General features: G+C 40.7%; 19 protein-coding genes. 2 read left to right on the plus strand and 17 right to left on the minus strand.

Annotation, left to right across the window (positions count from 1 at the left end):
* Positions 1–28: 28 nt before the first annotated feature.
* Together secD and secF are read left to right on the plus strand one after the other, a co-directional pair.
* Positions 29–1,930: a protein translocase subunit SecD gene (gene secD, locus RR876_RS13025; RefSeq protein ID WP_332477938.1), complete on the plus strand. Its 1,902-nt coding sequence runs from the start codon at positions 29–31 to the stop codon at positions 1,928–1,930.
* A gap of 8 nt (positions 1,931–1,938) precedes the next feature.
* Positions 1,939–2,913, plus strand: coding sequence for a protein translocase subunit SecF (secF, locus tag RR876_RS13030; RefSeq protein ID WP_332477937.1), 975 nt, complete (start codon positions 1,939–1,941; stop codon positions 2,911–2,913).
* Positions 2,914–2,941: 28 nt separating this feature from the next.
* On the opposite strand, the gene RR876_RS13035 is transcribed toward secF, so the two are convergent.
* From RR876_RS13035 to RR876_RS13115, 17 genes are all read right to left on the minus strand, one after another.
* Positions 2,942–3,616 (minus strand): 4'-phosphopantetheinyl transferase superfamily protein, encoded by a 675-nt coding sequence (locus RR876_RS13035; protein ID WP_332477936.1) that lies wholly within the window; start codon positions 3,614–3,616, stop codon positions 2,942–2,944.
* A gap of 90 nt (positions 3,617–3,706) precedes the next feature.
* Positions 3,707–5,116, minus strand: coding sequence for a ribosome biogenesis GTPase Der (gene der, locus RR876_RS13040; protein WP_332477935.1), 1,410 nt, complete (start codon positions 5,114–5,116; stop codon positions 3,707–3,709).
* A gap of 168 nt (positions 5,117–5,284) precedes the next feature.
* On the minus strand, positions 5,285–6,430 hold the full coding sequence (bamB, locus tag RR876_RS13045) for an outer membrane protein assembly factor BamB (RefSeq protein WP_078388498.1): 1,146 nt from the start codon (positions 6,428–6,430) through the stop codon (positions 5,285–5,287).
* Positions 6,427–7,125: a tetratricopeptide repeat protein gene (locus RR876_RS13050; RefSeq protein WP_178928279.1), complete on the minus strand. Its 699-nt coding sequence runs from the start codon at positions 7,123–7,125 to the stop codon at positions 6,427–6,429. Before RR876_RS13050 ends, bamB begins: the two co-directional genes overlap by 4 nt.
* Before the next feature lie 27 nt (positions 7,126–7,152).
* A complete protein-coding gene (gene hisS, locus RR876_RS13055; protein ID WP_062031308.1) occupies positions 7,153–8,448 on the minus strand; it encodes a histidine--tRNA ligase in 1,296 nt (431 codons plus the stop codon).
* The gene (ispG, locus tag RR876_RS13060) at positions 8,445–9,560 is read right to left on the minus strand and encodes a flavodoxin-dependent (E)-4-hydroxy-3-methylbut-2-enyl-diphosphate synthase (protein ID WP_004697677.1); all 1,116 of its coding nucleotides are present in this window, start codon (positions 9,558–9,560) and stop codon (positions 8,445–8,447) included. Before ispG ends, hisS begins: the two co-directional genes overlap by 4 nt.
* Before the next feature lie 18 nt (positions 9,561–9,578).
* Positions 9,579–10,355 carry a RodZ domain-containing protein gene (locus RR876_RS13065; RefSeq protein WP_332477934.1) on the minus strand — a complete coding sequence of 259 codons (777 nt, stop codon included), beginning with the start codon at positions 10,353–10,355 and terminating at the stop codon, positions 9,579–9,581.
* A complete protein-coding gene (pilW, locus tag RR876_RS13070) occupies positions 10,346–11,146 on the minus strand; it encodes a type IV pilus biogenesis/stability protein PilW (RefSeq protein WP_332477933.1) in 801 nt (266 codons plus the stop codon). The genes RR876_RS13065 and pilW overlap by 10 nt, the downstream gene beginning before the upstream one ends.
* A 16-nt stretch (positions 11,147–11,162) precedes the next feature.
* Positions 11,163–12,398 carry a 23S rRNA (adenine(2503)-C(2))-methyltransferase RlmN gene (rlmN, locus tag RR876_RS13075; protein WP_130235009.1) on the minus strand — a complete coding sequence of 412 codons (1,236 nt, stop codon included), beginning with the start codon at positions 12,396–12,398 and terminating at the stop codon, positions 11,163–11,165.
* A 122-nt stretch (positions 12,399–12,520) separates the two neighbouring features.
* A complete protein-coding gene (gene ndk, locus RR876_RS13080; RefSeq protein WP_004697669.1) occupies positions 12,521–12,952 on the minus strand; it encodes a nucleoside-diphosphate kinase in 432 nt (143 codons plus the stop codon).
* 110 nt (positions 12,953–13,062) lie between these two features.
* A complete protein-coding gene (iscX, locus tag RR876_RS13085; protein ID WP_004697668.1) occupies positions 13,063–13,263 on the minus strand; it encodes a Fe-S cluster assembly protein IscX in 201 nt (66 codons plus the stop codon).
* 90 nt (positions 13,264–13,353) lie between these two features.
* Positions 13,354–13,905, minus strand: coding sequence for a phosphatase PAP2 family protein (locus RR876_RS13090; RefSeq protein WP_004697666.1), 552 nt, complete (start codon positions 13,903–13,905; stop codon positions 13,354–13,356).
* Positions 13,906–14,096: 191 nt separating this feature from the next.
* Positions 14,097–15,377: a glycosyltransferase family 1 protein gene (locus tag RR876_RS13095; protein WP_332477932.1), complete on the minus strand. Its 1,281-nt coding sequence runs from the start codon at positions 15,375–15,377 to the stop codon at positions 14,097–14,099.
* A 155-nt stretch (positions 15,378–15,532) separates the two neighbouring features.
* Positions 15,533–15,943: a hypothetical protein gene (locus tag RR876_RS13100; RefSeq protein WP_332477931.1), complete on the minus strand. Its 411-nt coding sequence runs from the start codon at positions 15,941–15,943 to the stop codon at positions 15,533–15,535.
* A gap of 11 nt (positions 15,944–15,954) precedes the next feature.
* On the minus strand, positions 15,955–18,297 hold the full coding sequence (locus tag RR876_RS13105; protein ID WP_332477930.1) for a fimbria/pilus outer membrane usher protein: 2,343 nt from the start codon (positions 18,295–18,297) through the stop codon (positions 15,955–15,957).
* A gap of 17 nt (positions 18,298–18,314) precedes the next feature.
* Positions 18,315–19,016: a fimbria/pilus periplasmic chaperone gene (locus RR876_RS13110; protein WP_332477929.1), complete on the minus strand. Its 702-nt coding sequence runs from the start codon at positions 19,014–19,016 to the stop codon at positions 18,315–18,317.
* 68 nt (positions 19,017–19,084) lie between these two features.
* Positions 19,085–19,597, minus strand: a complete 513-nt coding sequence (locus RR876_RS13115; protein ID WP_332477928.1) for a hypothetical protein — start codon at positions 19,595–19,597, stop codon at positions 19,085–19,087.
* Between the last annotated feature and the right edge of the window lie 542 nt (positions 19,598–20,139).

Here is a 20,139-nt window from a genome sequence, read left to right on the forward strand (position 1 = left end):
GACTTTTTTCATTTTAAGAAGAAAACAAATGCGTTACCCAGCATGGAAATATCTACTGATTCTCGTGGTTTTGACGATCAGTACATTATATGCCCTGCCTAGTTTGTATCCGGATGAGCCTGCGGTTCAAATTTCTGGTGCCAAAGCTGGTACCCAAATTGACCAAAGCATCGTACAAAAAGCAGAGCAGATTTTAAAATCTGAAAGTATTTCAAGCCATGACAACAGTTTTAGCAATAATGCTGCACTGTTACGTCTTGACTCTAGCGAAGCACAATTAAAAGCCAAAGAAGCGTTACGTCGTGGCCTTGGTGATGACTATGTTGTCGCGTTGAACTTGGCACCAACCACGCCAGAGTGGCTACAAAAAATTGGTGCAAAACCAATGAAGCTCGGTCTGGACTTACGTGGTGGTGTTCACTTCTTATTAGAAGTGGATATGGATAAAGCAATTGCTCAACGCATGGAAACCTCTGCGACTGATTTACGTCGTCAGTTCCGTGACAACAAGATTAAATTTAACAGCCTTGCATTAAACAACAACACCATTACCGTTCAGTTCGCCAACAACGATGATCGTACTGCGGCTCAAGACTACTTACGTAGTAATGGTAATGAGTTTAATCAGCAAGCGGTCGCAACTGCGACAGGTTCAACCTTACGCTTAACCTATACCGATGTTCGTCGCCAAGAAATTCAATCTTATGCGGTGAACCAAAACTTAACCACTTTACGTAACCGTATTAACGAGTTAGGTGTGGCAGAAGCATTGGTACAAACACAAGGTAGTAACCGCATCGTGGTTGAGCTTCCAGGTGTTCAAGACACTGCTGAAGCAAAACGTGTCTTGGGTCGTACAGCAAACCTAGAATTCCGTTTGGTCTCTGACCAAAATGATCAAGTGATTGACCCTTATACGGGTAAGAGCAATGGTCAACCACTGCCACCAGGAACCGAACTTTTTGCATATCAGTCTTTAGACAGCGGACGTGAATTACTTTTAAACCGTAACCGTATTTTAACAGGTGAACGTGTTCAAAACGCATCAAGTGGATTTAGCCAAGACACTGGCGGTGCTGAGGTAAACATTACCTTAGACACAGCAGGTGGCAAACTAATGTCAGACGCAACCCGTAATGCGGTAGGTAAGCGTATGGCAGTGTTGTTCATTGAAAATAAACAACGTATTAGCTATATCACAGATCCTGCGACTGGTGCGCAAACCGAAGTCCGTACACCCTATGCAGAGTCTGTCGTGATTAACGCTGCAACTATTCAAGCAGTACTCGGCTCTCAATTCCGTATCACGGGTCTAGATTCACCTCAAGAAGCGTCTGAACTTGCACTAATGCTACGTGCCGGTGCACTTGCTGCGCCAATGTACTTCGTTGAAGAACGTGTAGTTGGTCCAAGCCTCGGTCAAGAAAACATTGATAAAGGTGTTTTATCAACTCAAATCGGTTTCTTACTGGTAGCAATCTGGATGGTAGTCTTCTTCCGTCTCTTTGGTTTAATTGCTAACTTTGCCTTGATCTTCAACTTAGCCATGATTCTAACGGTCATGTCTTGGATTGGTGCTTCCCTTACCCTGCCGGGTATTGCGGGTATTGTGATTACCATTGGTATGGCGGTCGATGCCAACGTCTTGATCTGTGAACGAATACGTGAAGAAATGAAGTGGGGAGCATCGCCCAAACAAGCCATTGTGGCGGGTTATGACCGTGCTTATAACACCATTTTCGACTCAAACTTAACCACGTTCTTGGTTGCGTTTATCCTATTTGCTATCGGTACAGGCCCAATTAAAGGCTTCGCTGTGACCTTAATGATCGGTATTGTCTGCTCTATGTTTACTGCTATTACAGTAACACGTGCGATTGTACAGCTCATTTATGGCAAAAAACGTAACTTGAAAAAGTTGAGCATATAAGGAGATCGATGATGACTGATGTGACTCAACAAGATTCAAAAAAATACGGCCGTCCAGATGATGAACGTGTGATTGATTTTATGAAGATTGCGCTGCCTGCAGCCATTCTTTCTATTGTCTTAACCATCGGCAGCCTATTCTTTATTTTCACTAAGGGTCTTAACTTAGGTTTGGATTTTACTGGTGGTATTTCTGCCGAATTGAACTATAGCAAACCAGTGAAGTCAGCCGATGTCTCTGCTGCACTGACCAAAGCTGGCTTTCATGACCCTGTGGTACAAACCATTGGTTCAGATCGTGATTTGATTGTGCGTATGCCTGTACAAAAGGACACAGCCGCAGAAGACTTAACCAAAACCATCACCCAAGCTGTACAGCTACCAGGTAACTCAGCCTCAGTCAACAAAGTTGATGTGGTGGGTGGACAAGTCGGCAATGAACTCTACATTCGCTCAGCGGGTGCTGTGGCTTTAGCGTTACTGCTGATGTTGGTCTACGTAACGATTCGCTTTGAATTCAAACTGGCAATGGGTGCGGTACTGTCTTTGTTCCATGACGTGGTGGTCACCATCGGTATTTTTGCCATGATGCAGTGGCCATTTGACTTAACCGTCTTAGCAGCAATTTTGGCTCTGATTGGTTTCTCACTGAATGACAACATTGTCGTTTCGGATCGTATTCGTGAAAACTTCCGTAAGATTCGTGGCGCTTCTCCTTTAGAGATCGTTAACATTGCTTTAACTGAGACCCTACGTCGTACCATTCACACCTCAATGACTTTATTGTTGGTGGTGATCTCAATGATGCTTCTTGGTGGCGATGGCCTTAAATGGTTCTCTGTTGCAATGTTTGTGGGCGTCTTTGTGGGTACCTACTCTTCAATCTACATCGGTACAGCTTTTGCTTTATGGCGTGGCTTAAATCGTCAAGACTTCATTGTTCAAGTGAAGCCTGAGTTTGAAGAAGAAAATGAAATTCCATAAATACTTACCCTAGTGTAAAAAAAGCCTCTCAATCGAGAGGCTTTTTTATGTCGGTGTGAAGGTGTTGTACCAGCTCAATCTGAGGCAACGCATAGCCACGACAGGACTGCTCTGCCCGCCAAGCCACGGTCAACATCACATCTCCCAACTCAAAATTCTGGTAGGCAAAACTCCCAATCAGCGAATGACTACACATGCCGCCATTATGCGTTGGGTGTGCTTGGGTATTCAGTTCATTTAAGTTTAAACGAATGCCTAAACCCGAGGCTTTAAGCACAGCTTCTTTGGTGGTCCAGACTTTAAACCAGTATGCTTTGTCCTGATCAACCTGTTGCCACACGCGAAGTTCCTCTACGTGAAAAGCATGTCTAGCCAAAGCCTCAAAGCGTACTTTTCGGCTTAATTCTTCCACGTCCACGCCGAGATCCTGCACCCGCCCACTCGAAGCTAAAGCATAGTAATTTTGGCTGTGACTATGATTGAAATGAAAGGAAGGTTGATCAAGTAAATAAGGTTTACCGGTCTCGCTCAGTGCAATGGAGCGATCATCGACAACCATCTGCCGTTGTTCGGATAAGCATTGATTGCGATATTGATAAATGGCTTGTTTTCGCTGCGTAATTTGCTCAACACGTGACAGGCTGTGATCCACCTGCACAATGTCCTCAATCTTTTTCAGCTCAACACGTATTGTCCTTGTCACTTTGCCTTCCTGTCATGGTTTCATGCATCATAAAATAAAAAAGCCCAAAGATCACTTTGGGCTTTTCAGCATCAAAACCTAAATGCCTGATTAGCGTTTGAATTTCTTCTCAGCTTTCTTAAACTTCTGAACATAACGACGCTTACGTGCTGCTATACGCTCATCCACCTGTGACTTACGTCCTTCAAATGGGTTTTCAGAGGTTTTAAACTCAATACGTACTGGCGTACCTTCAAGTTTGTACACTTTACGGAATACGTTTTCTAAATAACGACGATAATCCGCAGGGGTTTTATCAACTTTGTTACCATGCACCACAATCGTTGGTGGATTTTGTCCACCCATATGTGCATAACGCATTTTAATACGGCGACCACCGACCATTGGTGGTTGGTGTGCATCCGTAGCATCACTTAAAATTTGTGTGATTTTTGCAGGTGAAACTTTCAAATGTGACGAGTCATAAGCACGGTGAATCGATGGATATAAATCACCTACACCCGTACCATGCAATGCAGAAATCAAATGCACTTTCGCCCAAGGAATAAAGTCAAAGCGACGATCAACATCCAACTTACATTGTTTACGATCATACTCGGACATATTGTCCCATTTGTTAATCGCAATCACCATCGCACGGCCCGCTTCAAGCGCGTAACCAATCAAATGTAGATCTTGCTCAACCACACCTTCACGTGCATCAAGTACAACCACGATAACATGCGCATCTTTAATAGCTTGGAGTGTTTTCACAATTGAGAACTTCTCAATCATTTCATCGACTTTACCTTTACGACGCACACCTGCAGTATCGATTAAGGTGTACTGACGGCCATCACGTTCATACGGAATATAGATCGAGTCGCGGGTTGTACCAGGTTGGTCAAATGCAACTACACGCTCTTCACCCAATAAACGGTTCACTAGCGTCGATTTACCTACGTTTGGACGACCAATAATCGCTAAACGTAAACCTGTGTTCTTGTCGTGTTCATCTGCATCTTCATCTTCAGGCACACTTGAAAGCACATCTTCAAGCATTTGCTGTACACCGCGACCATGGCTCGCAGCCACTTGCATGGGTTCGCCCATACCCAACTTGTAGAATTCAACAAGTGCAGCTTCGGCATGTACACCATCAACTTTGTTCGCCACAAGGTAAACTTTCTTACCCAGTGTACGCAGCTCACGCGCAATTTGCTCATCAGATGCGAGCAGACCTGCGCGTGCATCGACTACGAAGACAATGATATCAGCTTCATTGATGGCTGTTTTAGACTGTTCCGCCATGTAAGAGTCGATACCGCCTTCATTTTCGCCAATACCACCAGTATCAACCACAATGAAAGACTTATTTTGAAATACGGCATCACCATATTTACGGTCACGAGTCAGACCGGCAAAGTCAGCAACAAGCGCATCTCGGCTTTTGGTGATCTGGTTAAATAGCGTTGATTTTCCGACGTTCGGACGACCAATGAGCGCAATTACGGGTTTCATAGATTAACCTTTATTCAAGATCAGCCAGTGAGACTGGTCTGAACATCAGAAACTGGAAGAAAAATTAGGTGAAAAACCTGAATAAAAACTCGGGGTTTTGACTAAGCAAACACCCCGAGGAATTTAAAAAATACGAATTTCGACTAGTTTAACATAAGTCGAACAGAATTAACGATTCTGCCAAATGCTTAATGCACCCTTTCGTGTCGCAACATAGAGCTGATCATCAATCACACGTAAAGTACGCACTTCGCCAGACGTCTTAGCACGACCGATCAACTCACCTGTCGCAGGGTTCAGCATGTGCAATACGCCATCTAGATCACCGACGATTAGGTCTTGGCCTAACATCACAGGATTACTCAATTGGCGGTTCAGCAGGCTGTCATTTTCCCAAAGCTTTTGACCCGTGCTAATTTCATAAGCCACTAACTTGCCGTCAGTTTGCGCCACAAATACACCATTACCCACCACTTCAGGGCGCTGCGTACTGCTTGAGTCTTCACTCCACACTACTTGCTGTGAAGCCAAATCTGTCATGGTCACTTGACCTTGATAGCTGGTCGTAATCAAGTACTGACCTGCTACTACAGGATCACCATCGACATCATTCAAACGTTGAATATCCGAACGACCATCCGACACTGCCACACGGCGCTGCATACGTGGTACACCTGTAAGCACATCTAAAGCATAGACATAGGCATTAGCTGAAGAAATCAGCACTGTACGCGCATCGACAGGAACAGGCGCTGCATTACCACGTAAGCTAAGTTGTACATTCGGTAAGTTATAGGTCCACACTTGCTGACCTGTTGCCAAATCATGCGCAAAAACAGTGCCATCATTACTTACAGAAATAACACGACCAGCTTGAATCAACGATGGCGCAAGAAGTGCACCCGTTAATTGTGCTGTCCATTTTTGCTCGCCAGTTGCCTGATCTAAAGCAAACAACTGACCTTTGGCGTTACCTACAATGACATGACCATCGGCAGCCTCAACACCTGAACTCAAGCCTGCTTTAGATACTTCTTTCTGCCATAGTTTTTGTTTACCTTGATATGCCGTCACTAGACCTTTAGGGTCAAGTGCAAAAACTACACCGTTGTCTGCATCTAAGCGTAAACGTAAAGGATCAGCAGTCGAAGTTGAAGACACACTTTGAGAAAATACAGGAGTCAGGGTTTTCGCCTGCGTCAGTTTTGGAAGTGGATTCGGCTTAACTTCTTCTACTTTTCCGCTACTTGCACAACCCGCAAGTGCTAAAGTTAATACGGTTAATGCGCACGAAATTTTGTATTTTCTATTCATTCAGTTTCTTCCGCTGCTGTTTCTATAAGTGGACGTTCGATTTCAGGATCATCAACTAAAATACCAACACTTTCGAGTTTAATTTGTAAAATTTGGCGTTCTTGTTTACGTTCAACCAACTGATCCCATGCACTTTGGTAGGCTTTTTTCGCATTTTCGATGTCGTTTTTAGCCACATAGACATCACCCAAAGCTTCATCGGCTGTCGCTTTAAAAGCAGGATCTTTTACCAATGCGAGGTTTTTAATCGCATCATCAAACTTCTTTTGAGCCAATTGTGCATACGCTAAACGCAATTTCACAATTTGCACTAAGCCATCGTCATCCACTTTAGAGTTTTCAACTTTCTTCAACGCTTTTTCAGCACTTGCATAATCCGCTTTGTCATAGGCCAATTTTGCCATCAACAATTGCGTTTGAATGGCCTGCGCCGAATCTGGTGCTTCTTTCACAATTTTGTCGGCAGTTGCAGACAAAGCTGTAAATGCATCACCTTGCGTTGCACGTGCTTCATCCATCAATTGCTGAACTTTAGCCGTATTCATTTGGTTCTCGGCCAAAGTTTTCTTCTGCCAGTATTGCCATCCAAAAAAGGCAATCAGCGCAATTAAAATCCCACTAATAATGGCTGAACCATATTTCTTAGTGAAAGACTTTAAACTATCAAGTTGCTCATCATCACTTAATGCGCTCATGTGACTACCCTTTCCTTATATTTTGGCTTATTTTGAAGAAAATTTTTCAATCATAAATGGCACGATGTCATCCACCGCAACCAAAGTTTGTTCAGCTGTTGCCAACTCTTTTACGGCAAACTGCGCAGCTTCTACCTCGCGCTCACCCAAAATGAGGGCAAACAATGCGCCAGACTGATCCGCTTTTTTCATTTGCGACTTCATTGAACCATGTGAACCAACTTTCAAACGAAGCGTACTTGATGCAGCATCTAACTGGTTACGAATTTGTTCTGCAAGCACCAAAGCTTTGCCTTGAGAAGCGGGATCTGCCAACAAAAACATTTCGCAGTCACGTACAGGTGTAGCGTCTTCGACTTGCTCAAGCAACAACAACAGACGTTCCATGCCCATCGCAAAACCAACTGCAGGTACAGACTGATCTGCCTTGCCTTTAAGTTGGCCCACTAAGCCATCGTAACGACCGCCCGCACAGACTGTGCCTTGTGAACCCAAATGCGTGGTGGTCCATTCAAATACAGTTTTATTGTAATAATCTAAGCCACGCACCAGTTTTTGGTTAATCACAAAGCTTACACCTGCATCGGTTAAATACTGCTGCAAGGTTGCAAAGTGCTGTAGCGTCTCTTCCCCCATAAAGTCATGCAACTTCGGCGCATTTTCTAAAATGGCTTGGGTTTTTGCATCTTTAGAGTCAAGAATACGCAGTGGGTTGGTGGTTAAACGACGCTGTGAATCCTCATCTAAATCATTTTTATGTGATTCTAAAAACTCCACCAATGCCGCACGATAAGCTGCACGTTCATCAGACTCACCAAGAGTATTTAACTCAAGTTGAACTTTATCTGCTACACCCATGCGTTTCCACAGACGTGCCGTCATCAAAATCAGCTCAGCATCCATATCTGGGGTTGCCACACCAAAGGTTTCCACGCCAAATTGGTGGAACTGACGATAACGACCCTTTTGCGGTTTTTCATAACGGAACATCGGCCCGATATACCAAACACGAGGCGTCGCACCGCGAAGCAAGTTATGCTCCAGCATGGCACGTACACAGCCTGCTGTTCCTTCAGGACGCAAAGTCAAAGACTCAGGCGGATTACCTTTGTCCAAGAAGGTATACATTTCTTTTTCAACGATATCCGTTGCATCACCAATCGAACGTTTGAACAAATTGGTTTGTTCAACAATAGGCAAACGAATTTGCTGGTAGCCATACGCATCCATCAATGATGCGAGATGCTGTTCAAGACGTCTCCACGCTGGTGTTTGCGTAGGAAGAATGTCATTAAAACCTTTGATTGCGACAATTGAACTCATGATGAACTACGGATGATCTCTTTAGATTTAGCTTCTTCAAGCTCTGAAACACGCTGACGAACCATCGTTTCGATTTCGTCAACCAACTGATTTGTGTCAATTAAATGGCTCTTTTCACCATTACGATACACCAGTGAACGTGGACTTGCACCAACTACACCAATATCGGCTTCTTTGGCTTCACCCGGACCATTCACTTTACACCCAATCACCGACACATCCATTGGGGTACGAATATCTTCTAAACGCTCTTCTAAGGCTTGCATCACTGAAATCACGTTAAACTCTTGACGTGAACAGCTCGGACAAGCAATAAAGTTAATCCCGTTTGAGCGAAGACTAAGTGATTTTAAAATATCAAAACCAATCTTAATCTCTTCTTCAGGTTCCGCTGCCAAGGAAATACGCATGGTGTCACCAATGCCATCCAACAACAAACCGCCCAATGCAATCGCAGACTTCACTGAACCTGTACGGTAAATCCCAGCTTCTGTTACACCCAGGTGTAACGGATTATCAATTTGCTGTGAAAGTAGGCGATAAGCGTCCATGGTTAAAAACACATTGGATGCTTTCACTGAGACTTTGAATTCGTGGAAATCTAAACGATCTAGAATATCAATATGACGCATCGCCGACTCAAGCAATGCCTGACCTGTTGGCTCACCATATTTCTTTTGAATATCTTTTTCCAGTGAACCTGCATTCACCCCAATACGCATAGAAATATCGTTATGGCGCGCTGCAGCCACCACTTCACGGATTTTAGCTTCAGAGCCAATATTCCCTGGGTTAATTCGTAAACAATCCGCACCCAAGTCTGCAACACGCAGTGCAATCTTGTAGTCAAAATGAATATCTGCAACCAACGGCACCGATGAACGCTTACGAATTTCACCAAAAGCCTCTGCCGCTTCCATCGTCGGTACAGAAACACGCATGATGTCCGCACCTACATCTGCACAGCGCTGAATTTGCGCCAGCGTTGCTTCCACATCACAAGTTTCAGTATTGGTCATACTTTGAATGCTGATGGGTGCATCGCCACCGACATAGACTGAACCTACACGAATCTTACGAGTAGGCTTGCGTTTAATTGGATTTACAATCATTGCTTTTCCTTGATCCCATTAACGTGACAAGCGGAAATCTGCTTTTCCACCGACGGTATATGGTGACAATGAAATACTTTCATTATTTAAGCTGAGTGACACAGCAGCGGCATCATCGATACGAATTTGAAAAGGTGTCTCGCCAGCAAGCTCAAGTGTAGAGGCTTGACGCCCTGTTGCCAGTACTTTCCCAGTTGAATCGACAATATGTACAGACGTAGGACGATTGAACTCAAGTTTCAACTGATCCCCTGTAGTTGCAGCAGCCCCATTCATATTGATGATTTGTACATCAGATTCCATCTGCGGAGTCGCAGCCTCATCTGTACTGCCTGACCAATTCTGAATCATGCCGAACAACGCTGCCAAAATCGAAATTACAACAATCGCAATCAGCCCACGTTTCAACCATTTACGGTTACGGTCACGGTTAGAACCGGGTAATTTACCCATGATTTTAATAGGTGAATTATTCAATGCATGATTTGGCAATAGCCCCGTATCATTGGCATAAATGTCATCAAAACGCTGAATAATCGTAGTAGCATCCACTTTTAGAAACTTCGCATAAATACGATAGTAACCTTTAATGAAGGTTGCTTCTGGAAGTGCCGTATATTCGTCCTGCTCAAGCGCAGTTAAAGTCTTGAGTGGAATATTCAACTCTTTAGCAACGTCGCTTAATTCACGTTTTTGTGTAATACGAATTTGACGAAGATAATCACCCGGACGTTGGATATTTCCTAAAGCATTGCTAGAACCATTCGATTGTGGTGAATTAGGATTTACTTCCATACGGCCTCAGTAGTGTACTGTAATTGCAAATAACGTTTGTATTCTTGACTATCTGGATACATTGCACGTAGCTGGTTGACCAGTACTTGCGAACCCATCGTGTCATGATTTGCTCGCGCAATTCGGATCCCAATCCAAAGCGCACGCGCATCTAAGTTTTTCTCGCCCACCGCTCGCACAAACTGTTCATAGTACTGCGTAGCTTCAGCATTTTGCTGACGTAAATATGAAATTTCCGCCATTTCGATCATGGCAAGATAGGCACCTGAGTTTACCTGTAGGGCTTGTTTAAAAGCTGCTTCTGCTTCCGCCACTCGACCTACTTGTAGATACGCACGACCTAAATTTTCCAATGCTCGATAACGTTGATCATACCCTAAAGTTGAACCTGCAACTTGAAGTTGATCAATCGCGTCATTATAACGCCCAATTTGATATAAATACGTACCGTAGTTGTTACGAGCCTGTGCATTTTTTGGCTCAGCCGCAATTGCATGCTTAAAATAACGCTCAGCCTTTTCCACATTTTGTGGACTGCCTTCACGCTGTAACAACACCCCCATCATCATATTTGCAGATGCATCACGAGAGTCGATGTCTAATGCCTGATCCAATGTACGTTTCGCAGCATCATAATCATTCGACTTAATATATTCAGCCGCCAACTGCGTTCTAACTTGTACTGCTTTACTTGGATCACCTTTCGTATTCACGGTTTGGCAACCCACCAAGTACCACACTGACACACCTAGTGTCAGCGCAAGGCAAAGTTTAGAAACGGGTTTTTTCAATTGGCATCCCCTTATATTATCCTTGTGAACGTAGAATCTCGTTTTTCTCTGCTACTTTCTTTTTCCACTGCTCAGCACGACGTGTTCGATCGGCCACTTGACCGACCAATTGTCCGCAGGCAGCATCAATATCATCACCACGCGTTTGACGAATCGTACACACAAATCCTGCATCAGACAAAGTTTTTTGGAAAGAAATAATGCGGTTGCGACTTGAACGACCATAAGGCGCGTGTGGAAATGGATTAAATGGAATTAAATTAATTTTACTTGGTAAGTTCTTCAACAGTTTAATCATCTGCTGCGCATGCTCAGGATGATCATTCACCCCATCCAACATCACATATTCAATGGTGACATGCTTACGTGCACTTTCATTACCGTCTTTGGCGATATAACGTTGACATGCTGCAATCAGCTGTACCAATGGATATTTTTTATTGATTGGAACCAATTCATTCCGCAATTCATCATTTGGCGCGTGTAGGGAGATAGCCAATGCAACATCAATATCTTGTGCCAATTGATCAATTTTCGGCACCACACCTGAAGTCGATAAGGTCACACGACGCTTAGACATACCATAAGCAAAGTCATCTAGCATAATACGCATTGAGCTCAATACGGCATCATAGTTGAGTAATGGCTCGCCCATCCCCATCATTACGACGTTGGTCACCGAGCGCTCACGCTCAGCTACAGGCACATCTTCCATATAAGAATAGTTTGCGACCCACAACTGGCCAATAATTTCATCTGGGTTTAAGTCGCGCTGAAAGCCTTGTTTACCGGTTGAACAGAATGAACAATCCAGTGCACAGCCTACTTGAGATGAAATACATAAAGTACGGCGCAAACCACTGCGATGCTCAGCAGGAATCAATACGGTTTCAACCAAAGAGCCTTCGCCCTCACCGACACGAAACACCCACTTACGCGTACCATCTTTAGAATAGTTTTTATGCACCACTTCTGGCGCTTTAATTTCACAAAGTTTTTCAAGTTTTTCACGCAATTTACCTGAGATATTGGTCATCTCAGCAAAATCAGTCACAAAAAACTGATGAATCCATTTCATCACCTGTCCTGCGCGAAACTTTTTTTCTCCCATATCTTCGAAGAATTTTTCAAGCTGCGGACGTGACATGCCAAGTAAGTTCACTTTCGCAACAGAATTTTGCTGTGCAGGAGCGGATGGAGATTGTTGCTGTTCAGCCGAAACTGTAGAGACAGCGACCACTTCAGTACTCATGTGTATTACCTAAACCATGTCTAACGATGAAAGGAGAAGCTCAATAAACGAGCAGAAATTTATTCAGGGAATAAAAAAACCAGATAAGTATAATAACACTTATCTGGTTTGAATACTTCGAATTAACGAGTACGTGGAGCAATCTCAGTTTGAGCGAAGAAGTAGTTAACTTCACGATCAGCAGATGCTACAGAGTCAGAACCGTGAGCAGCATTTTCGTCGATGCTTACAGCGAAGTCAGCGCGGATAGTACCTGGAGCAGCTTCTTTAGGGTTAGTTGCGCCAAGGATTTCGCGGTGAGCAAGAACTGCGTTTTCACCTTCAAGAACTGAAACAACAACTGGACCAGAAGTCATGAACGCAACTAGGTCAGCAAAGAAACCACGTTCTTTGTGCTCTGCGTAGAAACCTTCAGCTTCAGCTTGAGTCAAGTGTTTCATTTTAGTTGCAACGATTTGAAGACCAGCTTTTTCAAAACGAGCAAAAATGTCACCGATGTGGTTTTTAGCAACTGCATCTGGTTTTACGATAGATAAAGTACGTTCAATAGCCATGATTGGCTCCTTAAGTCAATGTAGACATGAAAATTTTGGCGCATTATACCGACATAATGCACAATTTTCTGCTTTTACTCTGTAAAAAGTTGCTTTTTTCGATGCAAGGATTATCGCGCTTCGTCAATCCATGCCATTTGAATTGCTTCAAGCAAACCTTCAGTCGACTTGGTCGGATCATCACTAAAGTCTGGTAAGGCACACACCCAAGCATGTAAGTCTGTAAAGCGAATCCACTGCGGATCAACATCTGGATGAGCTTCATACAACTCAATAGCAATATCAATAGTGTCTGACCAACGTAAGCCCATGGTGGAGTCTCATCACAATGTAGAAGATGCTGTACTGTAGCAAACTCTAAAATTTAAGCGCTAGTTTGTTTGAGATAAAACTGGGCTTTTTTACAACACGATATTTAAAAATGGTGCACTACAAATTAAAGCCACTGCTACAACTGCGCCAATTGCAGCCCCGACTAACACATCACTTGGATAATGTAGCCCTAAAATCATGCGTGACGCGGCAACTAAAACAGTAAAAGGCAACATGAGTACCAATAAAATCGGCTGTACGAAGCCCAATAAAGTACTCACCATCACCGCATGTAAAGTATGACCCGAAGGAAAACTAAAGTGATCGAGCGGTCGCTCACCCATTCGAATCACCTGATGTACTTGATAGGGTCTTGGGCGAATAGTTTTGATTTTTAAGACCTTATAAATTAAAGTCCCGCACAATGAACCAAGAACCAAATACACGATTTGCAAACTGTAGACCAAGCCTTGCAATAACCAAGTTAAAGCCAACATCGTGTACCAAAAGATGCCATCTCCCAATCGACTGATCCGCTTAAAAAAATTAGCTACAGCATGCGAATGGGAGAAATGATTGAGATAGACACAGCCTTTTAAATCTAAATCTAATATTCTTATTTTTGCAGTTTTAAGATTCATACCACTTCTCCTTAACAACAATGTTGAAAGTTCAGCTGGAAAATCATTGTTATATGACGATTTAATTCATCAAAATCGCTTCTCGTTAAGCTCATATTAAAGGGTATTTTTGACAGTTTGATGATTTAAGTTAAAACCCATCAAAATTACCCAACTCATCTTTATCACGGACGCTTTAATACAACTATTGGTTAAGGGGCTGCCTTAATATTGGCCACGTGATATAAGGCTTGCTCAAACTGTTTCACAGGATACTGCCAGCCTACACTCTCAATGTCTTGACGCGCTTGAGTTCCCATACATCTAAGCACCTTTTGCTCTGGCAACTGCATAATAGCTTGCATAAAGTGTGCCACTTGTCCACAAGGACTCAACCACCCTGTTATACCTTGCTTGATATAGCGCTGTGGACTGGCATAGTTATAGGCCACCACGGGCAAGCCGCTGGCCATGGCTTCCAGTACCACATTACCAAAAGTCTCTATTTGACTGGCAAAAACAAAAGCATCTGCGCTGGCGTAGGCTTGAGCGAGTGACTGCCCTGTTAAGCTTCCCGTAAAAATAACATCTGAGCCATTTGCCATCTCGGTTAAACGCTTACGATTCGGGCCATCCCCCACAATCACCATTTTCAACTTGCGTGATTGCTGCTTCTTGATATTCAAATAACTTTGAATGAGCACATCGACTTCTTTTTCTGGAGATAAACGTCCCACATATAACAACACAGAAGTATTTGCATCTGCTTGCCAGCGCTGACGCAATTGTTCTGAGCGATGCTCTGGATGGAAGCGAATTGTATCCACCCCTCGCCCAACCTCAACCAAAGGGCAAGTCACTCCAAAGGTCTTGAGTTGATTTAAGGTGGTTTGACTCGGCACACAAGTAAGCACCGTATGGTTATGAAACCAGCGGAGATAATTTTCAATCGGTTTGACCAGCAAAGCCAAATCAAAGAAGCGACTAAAGTCATGAAAAGTTGAATGAAAGCCACTTGATACTGGAATTTGATGTGATTGAGCAGCATACAGTGCGGTCAGCCCTAGAGGACCTTCCGTCACAATATGGACCACATCTGGCGCGAAGCGTTCAATTGCTTTGCTGACTTTCACATACTGTGGCATACCAAATTGCATGTCGGCATATTTAGGAATGCTCTTTGCCCAGACCAAACACTCCTGCTCCGCCTGAAAGTCGGTACACATCGTTTTTTGTATTGGGCGAATGAGCTGAATACGATGCCCCAGTTTTTGCAAACCTTTACACAGTTGTAATAAAGAGTTCGCCACACCATTGATTTCTGGTGACCATGTTTCCGTCACAATGGTTATTTTTAACTTGGGCTTAAGTGTTTCTTGAAGGATAGAGAGTTCTTGCTGAATATTATGCTGATGTTGTTGCTTGAGATAAAACCGCTGTGGTTCTGGGAAATTGTGCTGTTTGAATAATTTTGTTGTCATTGAACCGATCATGTTATTCCAAACTTTTCTTATTTTCCTCCGAGTTTAATTAAACTTTTTGACAGTTTGATGATTGATTTTTGACACTTCAATGAAATACAAAAGGGAGATGTACGCCACCTCCCTTTTGTTGATAAAACATAAAATCACATGACTTTATATTAATCTTAAAAATCCACATTGACATAAATTCGGTCACGATAAACTCCCGCAGGAACACTATATAAAGGGTTTTCTTGAAGCTGTGCTGAAATAATAAATTTTTGATTACCTCCACCGCGCTGATTCATTTGAACCCCCCATAGGTTTTCACTTGCACCTCTGATATTTAACTGTGTTCTTAATCTATACGGTCCATTCGAGACAAAACTTGCACCACTAGAGTTCAGTAAATTCTGACTGCGAAATGAAATTGAATAATTTCGATCACAAGCCACATTAAATGATGTTGCTGTTTGACTATGATAATAATTCGCCAACTTCATTTCATGTGCTGAAAAACCACCAATGTAACATTCTGAAGCATATGACGAACAACAAGCCATAGAAAAAATGCAAGCTAAAAATATTGGTTTCATAAAACCTCCTATTACTTACATACCAAATCAATAGTTGGCGTATCAGCGCTATCAATTTGACTTTGGGAAATATTAAATGTGGTATTGCATGACTTACCCTCCTGTGTTTTAACTTTCAAATCATATTTTGATGGTTTAGAGAGATAAAGGTAAACTAGGCCATCACTATCTATCAAATAGCTTTCTTCATTATTACCATCAAAATCTACCAATGTTCCTACAGGAAAATTATTATTATTAGCATCTTTTAAATGAAGCTTAAATTTCTTAGTTACAGCCACTTTAAAGTCTAAAATATATCCCCGCTGATTTAAAGCACTCAGTTTTTGACTTGAACTATCAAACGAGTAATCTAAAGGAAGCTGATCTTGGTTATATGAAATATCATAATTAATATAAGGAATAATATCATGAACAAAAAGATAACCATCTTTATTGGTTTGACCAACAACAGATAAAGACCTCAATACATCAACATCTTTCATACCATCAACATGAACTAAAGCAAAAGCATTATCTACATATTTAGTCATAGAAACTTTATTTCCTAGCCATACCAGCGCACCTTGATATTGAGCTTGGACTACTTTATTATTTTCATACTCATCATAAGATGCTCTAAAATCACCAATATTTGTTTTATATAAACCAAATCCGTGAAAATTCACATCACTATCCATATGTGCGACTGCAACAGAGTAATCAAACCCATTTTGTAAAGTACTGTTATTTGAGTAGCTTAATACCGTTTCACCATCATCCGTGCTGTGTTCTAAATCTATATTTCCTCGACTCCCCCAATTGTAGCTAAGCATAACATTAAGACTATTATCACCATCTTCAAAGTTTTTAAAATAATTTAAACTTGCATATAGATTTCTAGTAATAATTTTTTGAACACCAATATTAACAATCTGACTATCAATAGAATCAAAACCATCCGTATTATAGTTTTTATTATCTACATAACTTATATTTAAACCATCAACGTATTTTAAATTTGAGAAATTCACATAAGCAAGATTTGACATTTTAGTGTTAAAATCATATTCATCAAAACCTAACTGCTGAAACTCTTTGGTATAATAACGTGTATTTAAACCAAATGACCAATTCCCAAAATTTCTCGACACCGAAGCCGAAAAAGCATATCCAACATCACCATTATAGTCACTCACAGCGTAAGCTGTGTCTAGTAGTGCAAACTTACTAATACCCTGTGTCCATAGAAAACTGAGATTACTAACATCTTCTGAATATGTTGCATCAAAGCCTAATGTCGTACTTGCTGCAACCCCACGGCGAAAATATACTTTTGAAAAAAAATCTCGATAATCACTATCATCTTCATCGTAGTTATATCTTAATTTACCTAAAGAAACATCATATTCATTCAAACCAACTCGTAAAAGCTGGCTACTAATATAAATTGGAAAACTCCGTACAGTTTGATTCCCGAGAATATCCTCAACCACAATTTTTGCATCACCAGCCTGATCAATGGTTGCCCCAGTTTGTAATGAGTAATTCCCTGGAGTAATCGATTGTTTATATAAATTCACTCCATTAATATACAGATCAACAGTAGATGGTAATGCTGCACTTCCTTGTAAAGCTGGCATATTCCAATAAACAAAATCTGGACGATCAGTATAATTTGTACCAAAACTGATGCCACCATAACGGAATGAATTAAATAAAGAGTTATAAACGCTCGTAGTATCACCGACTCTTAATTTTAGGTATTTATCTGGAAATTCTAGTTCAAATAAAGAGCTCACCCGTAAGAATTGATTTTCCCCTTCATCCGGTGAGTCTCGATACAAAACCGAATTATTTAACATCCAGTAGTCTTTAAATATTCCAATTTCAGAATACGCATTCAAATCTGTAGAATAGTCATCCTTAGAGTAAAAGTAATCATAATTAAGGAATCCCCCAAAATTTGCTTTACTTGGAGTAATAATTAAATTTTCATAATTAGTATCTTTAAAGTATGAGGCAGGCAAGTCAATTTTAATCGCCTGTAAAGCATCATCTTTTTGGAATTTTATATCCGAACCACGCATAAGACAAAATCCAACTTTAGTTTGGTTTTTAACAAACTTAGTGGAGTTGACTCCTAAATCTTCTAGCGCTTTACACTCAATGTATTCACCATCCTTAGTCACAATCAAGATGGTTTCCGTATTTCGATCTACACCATTAAGCCAAACATTTACAATCAGTGCACCAGCATCGTCAGTTTGTGTTAATGGTTCTATAGTAGTTTGTGGTTTAGCTAATAACTCTACATTAGCTTGTGCAGTACCAGCAACACTAAAAAAAACAAGAACAACTCTAAAACATTTCATAGAATTACCCCTTAATTTTAATATTCCAATAAATCTCCATCTTTATCGGTTTTAATTTTAACTTTTATTCTATCGTTCTGTTTATTATTCATCACCCCCAAATCAAATGTATATTTTTGCCCAATGAGTAAATATCGATTAAAACTTTTTTGTATCAAATCTTTATTATTACTATCAACTAATTTAATATCTGTAATTTGTGCATGCGATTTTGACATATTCTTTACATCAACCAACATATTATTATTTTCTGTTCTTAATTTTACATCTAAATTTGTTTTATCTTGCTTACCAACAAACAATGGTAAAGAAAAATTAAATTGAAAATTGATAGCCTCATCATCCAAAACTGGTGTTACTTCATTGAAAATAACACGCCAAGTTTGTTCTTTCTCTAAGTCTTGACTTGAAAATGGTTGGCTAAATCCAACGCGTACAATTTGTTTACTTTCTGGCTTTAATTCAAAAATTTTAGGATTAAATAAAATATTCTTTTCTTCTACTAATACATCTTCTCCTTTTTCATTTTGCTCCCACTTCACTGCTGATAGTTCAAATATCTTAACACTATCAACCCCAGAGCTTTCAACTACTACCGTTGCACTACGTTGCTGTTTACCCTTATTACCCAAATATAACTGAATTGGAGTAAATTTAATTCCAGCAATCAAAGAAAAGCTCAAGCTACTCAAAATTAAGAATAAAATTATTTTTTTCATATTTATTCCTTTTAAAATTATTATAGTGATGCATGCTATCCGCATACACCACTATTCCTTATTTTTATTTAGAATGCAACAGCCACTTTATAAGTTCCTTTATAGAGACCCCAATGCGCCATATCTGAAACTGGATTTGTGGTTTCTGCTTTGACCGTAAATGTTCTTGATGATGAGCTGTACGGTAAAACTGTACCTGTATAAAGAGCAGCACCTAGTTTGGTATCAACACCCACCGCAATCTTTTGTGCTGGATCTATTTGATTAACCAAATGAGATGGTTTCGTAATATTCAAACTATATGGTGCATTCGCACTCACTTCAAAACCAGATTGACCACTCCATTTACCACCAGAAACATTTTTTGTCATGGTAATTTTTTCTTTATCAATATCCAAATCACAATGTTTTTCAACATACAGTTCGATATCAATATCACCATCACATTTCGTTCCACAGCCATTTTTACCTGGGTGGTGACCGCCTCCGCCAAATGATTCCACTTCACCATCTGCAAAAACAGCACTAGAACCTAAGCCTAATGTAATTGCCATTAAAGACATTTTAAGTAATTTATTCATAGCTACTCTCCGAGACTTTTCTTTTAAAACTGATTAATTGTTATGATCACCCTTAATTAAACTGGACCTTGTTTGGCTACCGATGTTCTCTTAAGTGTGTTTTTATTCTAGTTATTCTGTATAAAAAACCACCTATGCAGCCTTTTTCACTCAAATAGAGACCCAACTTTAAAAACTTAACAAAGTAAAATTAATATATTGTTTTTATTAATATTTTATTTATTAATCAATTTAATAAATCCCTAAAAACAGTTACACCACTTTCAGTGATGCACAATTTTAGTGCTTTTTTATATTTTAAATAGATCTCTGTTTTATATTAGAAATTCACTTTTACATTTCATTACATCTTCAGTTAAATAATTTCTTAAATCCCTAAAAAATCCATTTTTCATCTTTTTTTTACTTTATATTTCTACCAATTTTTTAATTCAGGTCGATCATCTTACAAAAATTCAAAGTTTATTCATATGCTATTTACCTAGTTTTAGGGATTGAACAATATGACTAAAATCACATAATCAAGCCTTAAATTTACATGA

The organism is Acinetobacter sp., from assembly GCF_036666595.1.
Lineage (GTDB): Bacteria > Pseudomonadota > Gammaproteobacteria > Pseudomonadales > Moraxellaceae > Acinetobacter.

Bases quoted from the DNA above. Each gene is read 5' to 3' on its own strand.
- secD (WP_332477938.1), top strand. From the start codon at position 29: ATGCGTTACCCAGCATGGAAATATCTACTGATTCTCGTGGTTTTGACG.
- secF (WP_332477937.1), top strand. From the start codon at position 1,939: ATGATGACTGATGTGACTCAACAAGATTCAAAAAAATACGGCCGTCCA.
- der (WP_332477935.1), bottom strand. From the start codon at position 5,116: ATGAAACCCGTAATTGCGCTCATTGGTCGTCCGAACGTCGGAAAATCA.
- bamB (WP_078388498.1), bottom strand. From the start codon at position 6,430: ATGAATAGAAAATACAAAATTTCGTGCGCATTAACCGTATTAACTTTA.
- RR876_RS13050 (WP_178928279.1), bottom strand. From the start codon at position 7,125: ATGAGCGCATTAAGTGATGATGAGCAACTTGATAGTTTAAAGTCTTTC.
- hisS (WP_062031308.1), bottom strand. From the start codon at position 8,448: ATGAGTTCAATTGTCGCAATCAAAGGTTTTAATGACATTCTTCCTACG.
- ispG (WP_004697677.1), bottom strand. From the start codon at position 9,560: ATGATTGTAAATCCAATTAAACGCAAGCCTACTCGTAAGATTCGTGTA.
- RR876_RS13065 (WP_332477934.1), bottom strand. From the start codon at position 10,355: ATGGAAGTAAATCCTAATTCACCACAATCGAATGGTTCTAGCAATGCT.
- rlmN (WP_130235009.1), bottom strand. From the start codon at position 12,398: ATGAGTACTGAAGTGGTCGCTGTCTCTACAGTTTCGGCTGAACAGCAA.
- ndk (WP_004697669.1), bottom strand. From the start codon at position 12,952: ATGGCTATTGAACGTACTTTATCTATCGTAAAACCAGATGCAGTTGCT.
- iscX (WP_004697668.1), bottom strand. From the start codon at position 13,263: ATGGGCTTACGTTGGTCAGACACTATTGATATTGCTATTGAGTTGTAT.
- RR876_RS13090 (WP_004697666.1), bottom strand. From the start codon at position 13,905: ATGAATCTTAAAACTGCAAAAATAAGAATATTAGATTTAGATTTAAAA.
- RR876_RS13095 (WP_332477932.1), bottom strand. From the start codon at position 15,377: ATGATCGGTTCAATGACAACAAAATTATTCAAACAGCACAATTTCCCA.
- RR876_RS13100 (WP_332477931.1), bottom strand. From the start codon at position 15,943: ATGAAACCAATATTTTTAGCTTGCATTTTTTCTATGGCTTGTTGTTCG.
- RR876_RS13105 (WP_332477930.1), bottom strand. From the start codon at position 18,297: ATGAAATGTTTTAGAGTTGTTCTTGTTTTTTTTAGTGTTGCTGGTACT.
- RR876_RS13110 (WP_332477929.1), bottom strand. From the start codon at position 19,016: ATGAAAAAAATAATTTTATTCTTAATTTTGAGTAGCTTGAGCTTTTCT.
- RR876_RS13115 (WP_332477928.1), bottom strand. From the start codon at position 19,597: ATGAATAAATTACTTAAAATGTCTTTAATGGCAATTACATTAGGCTTA.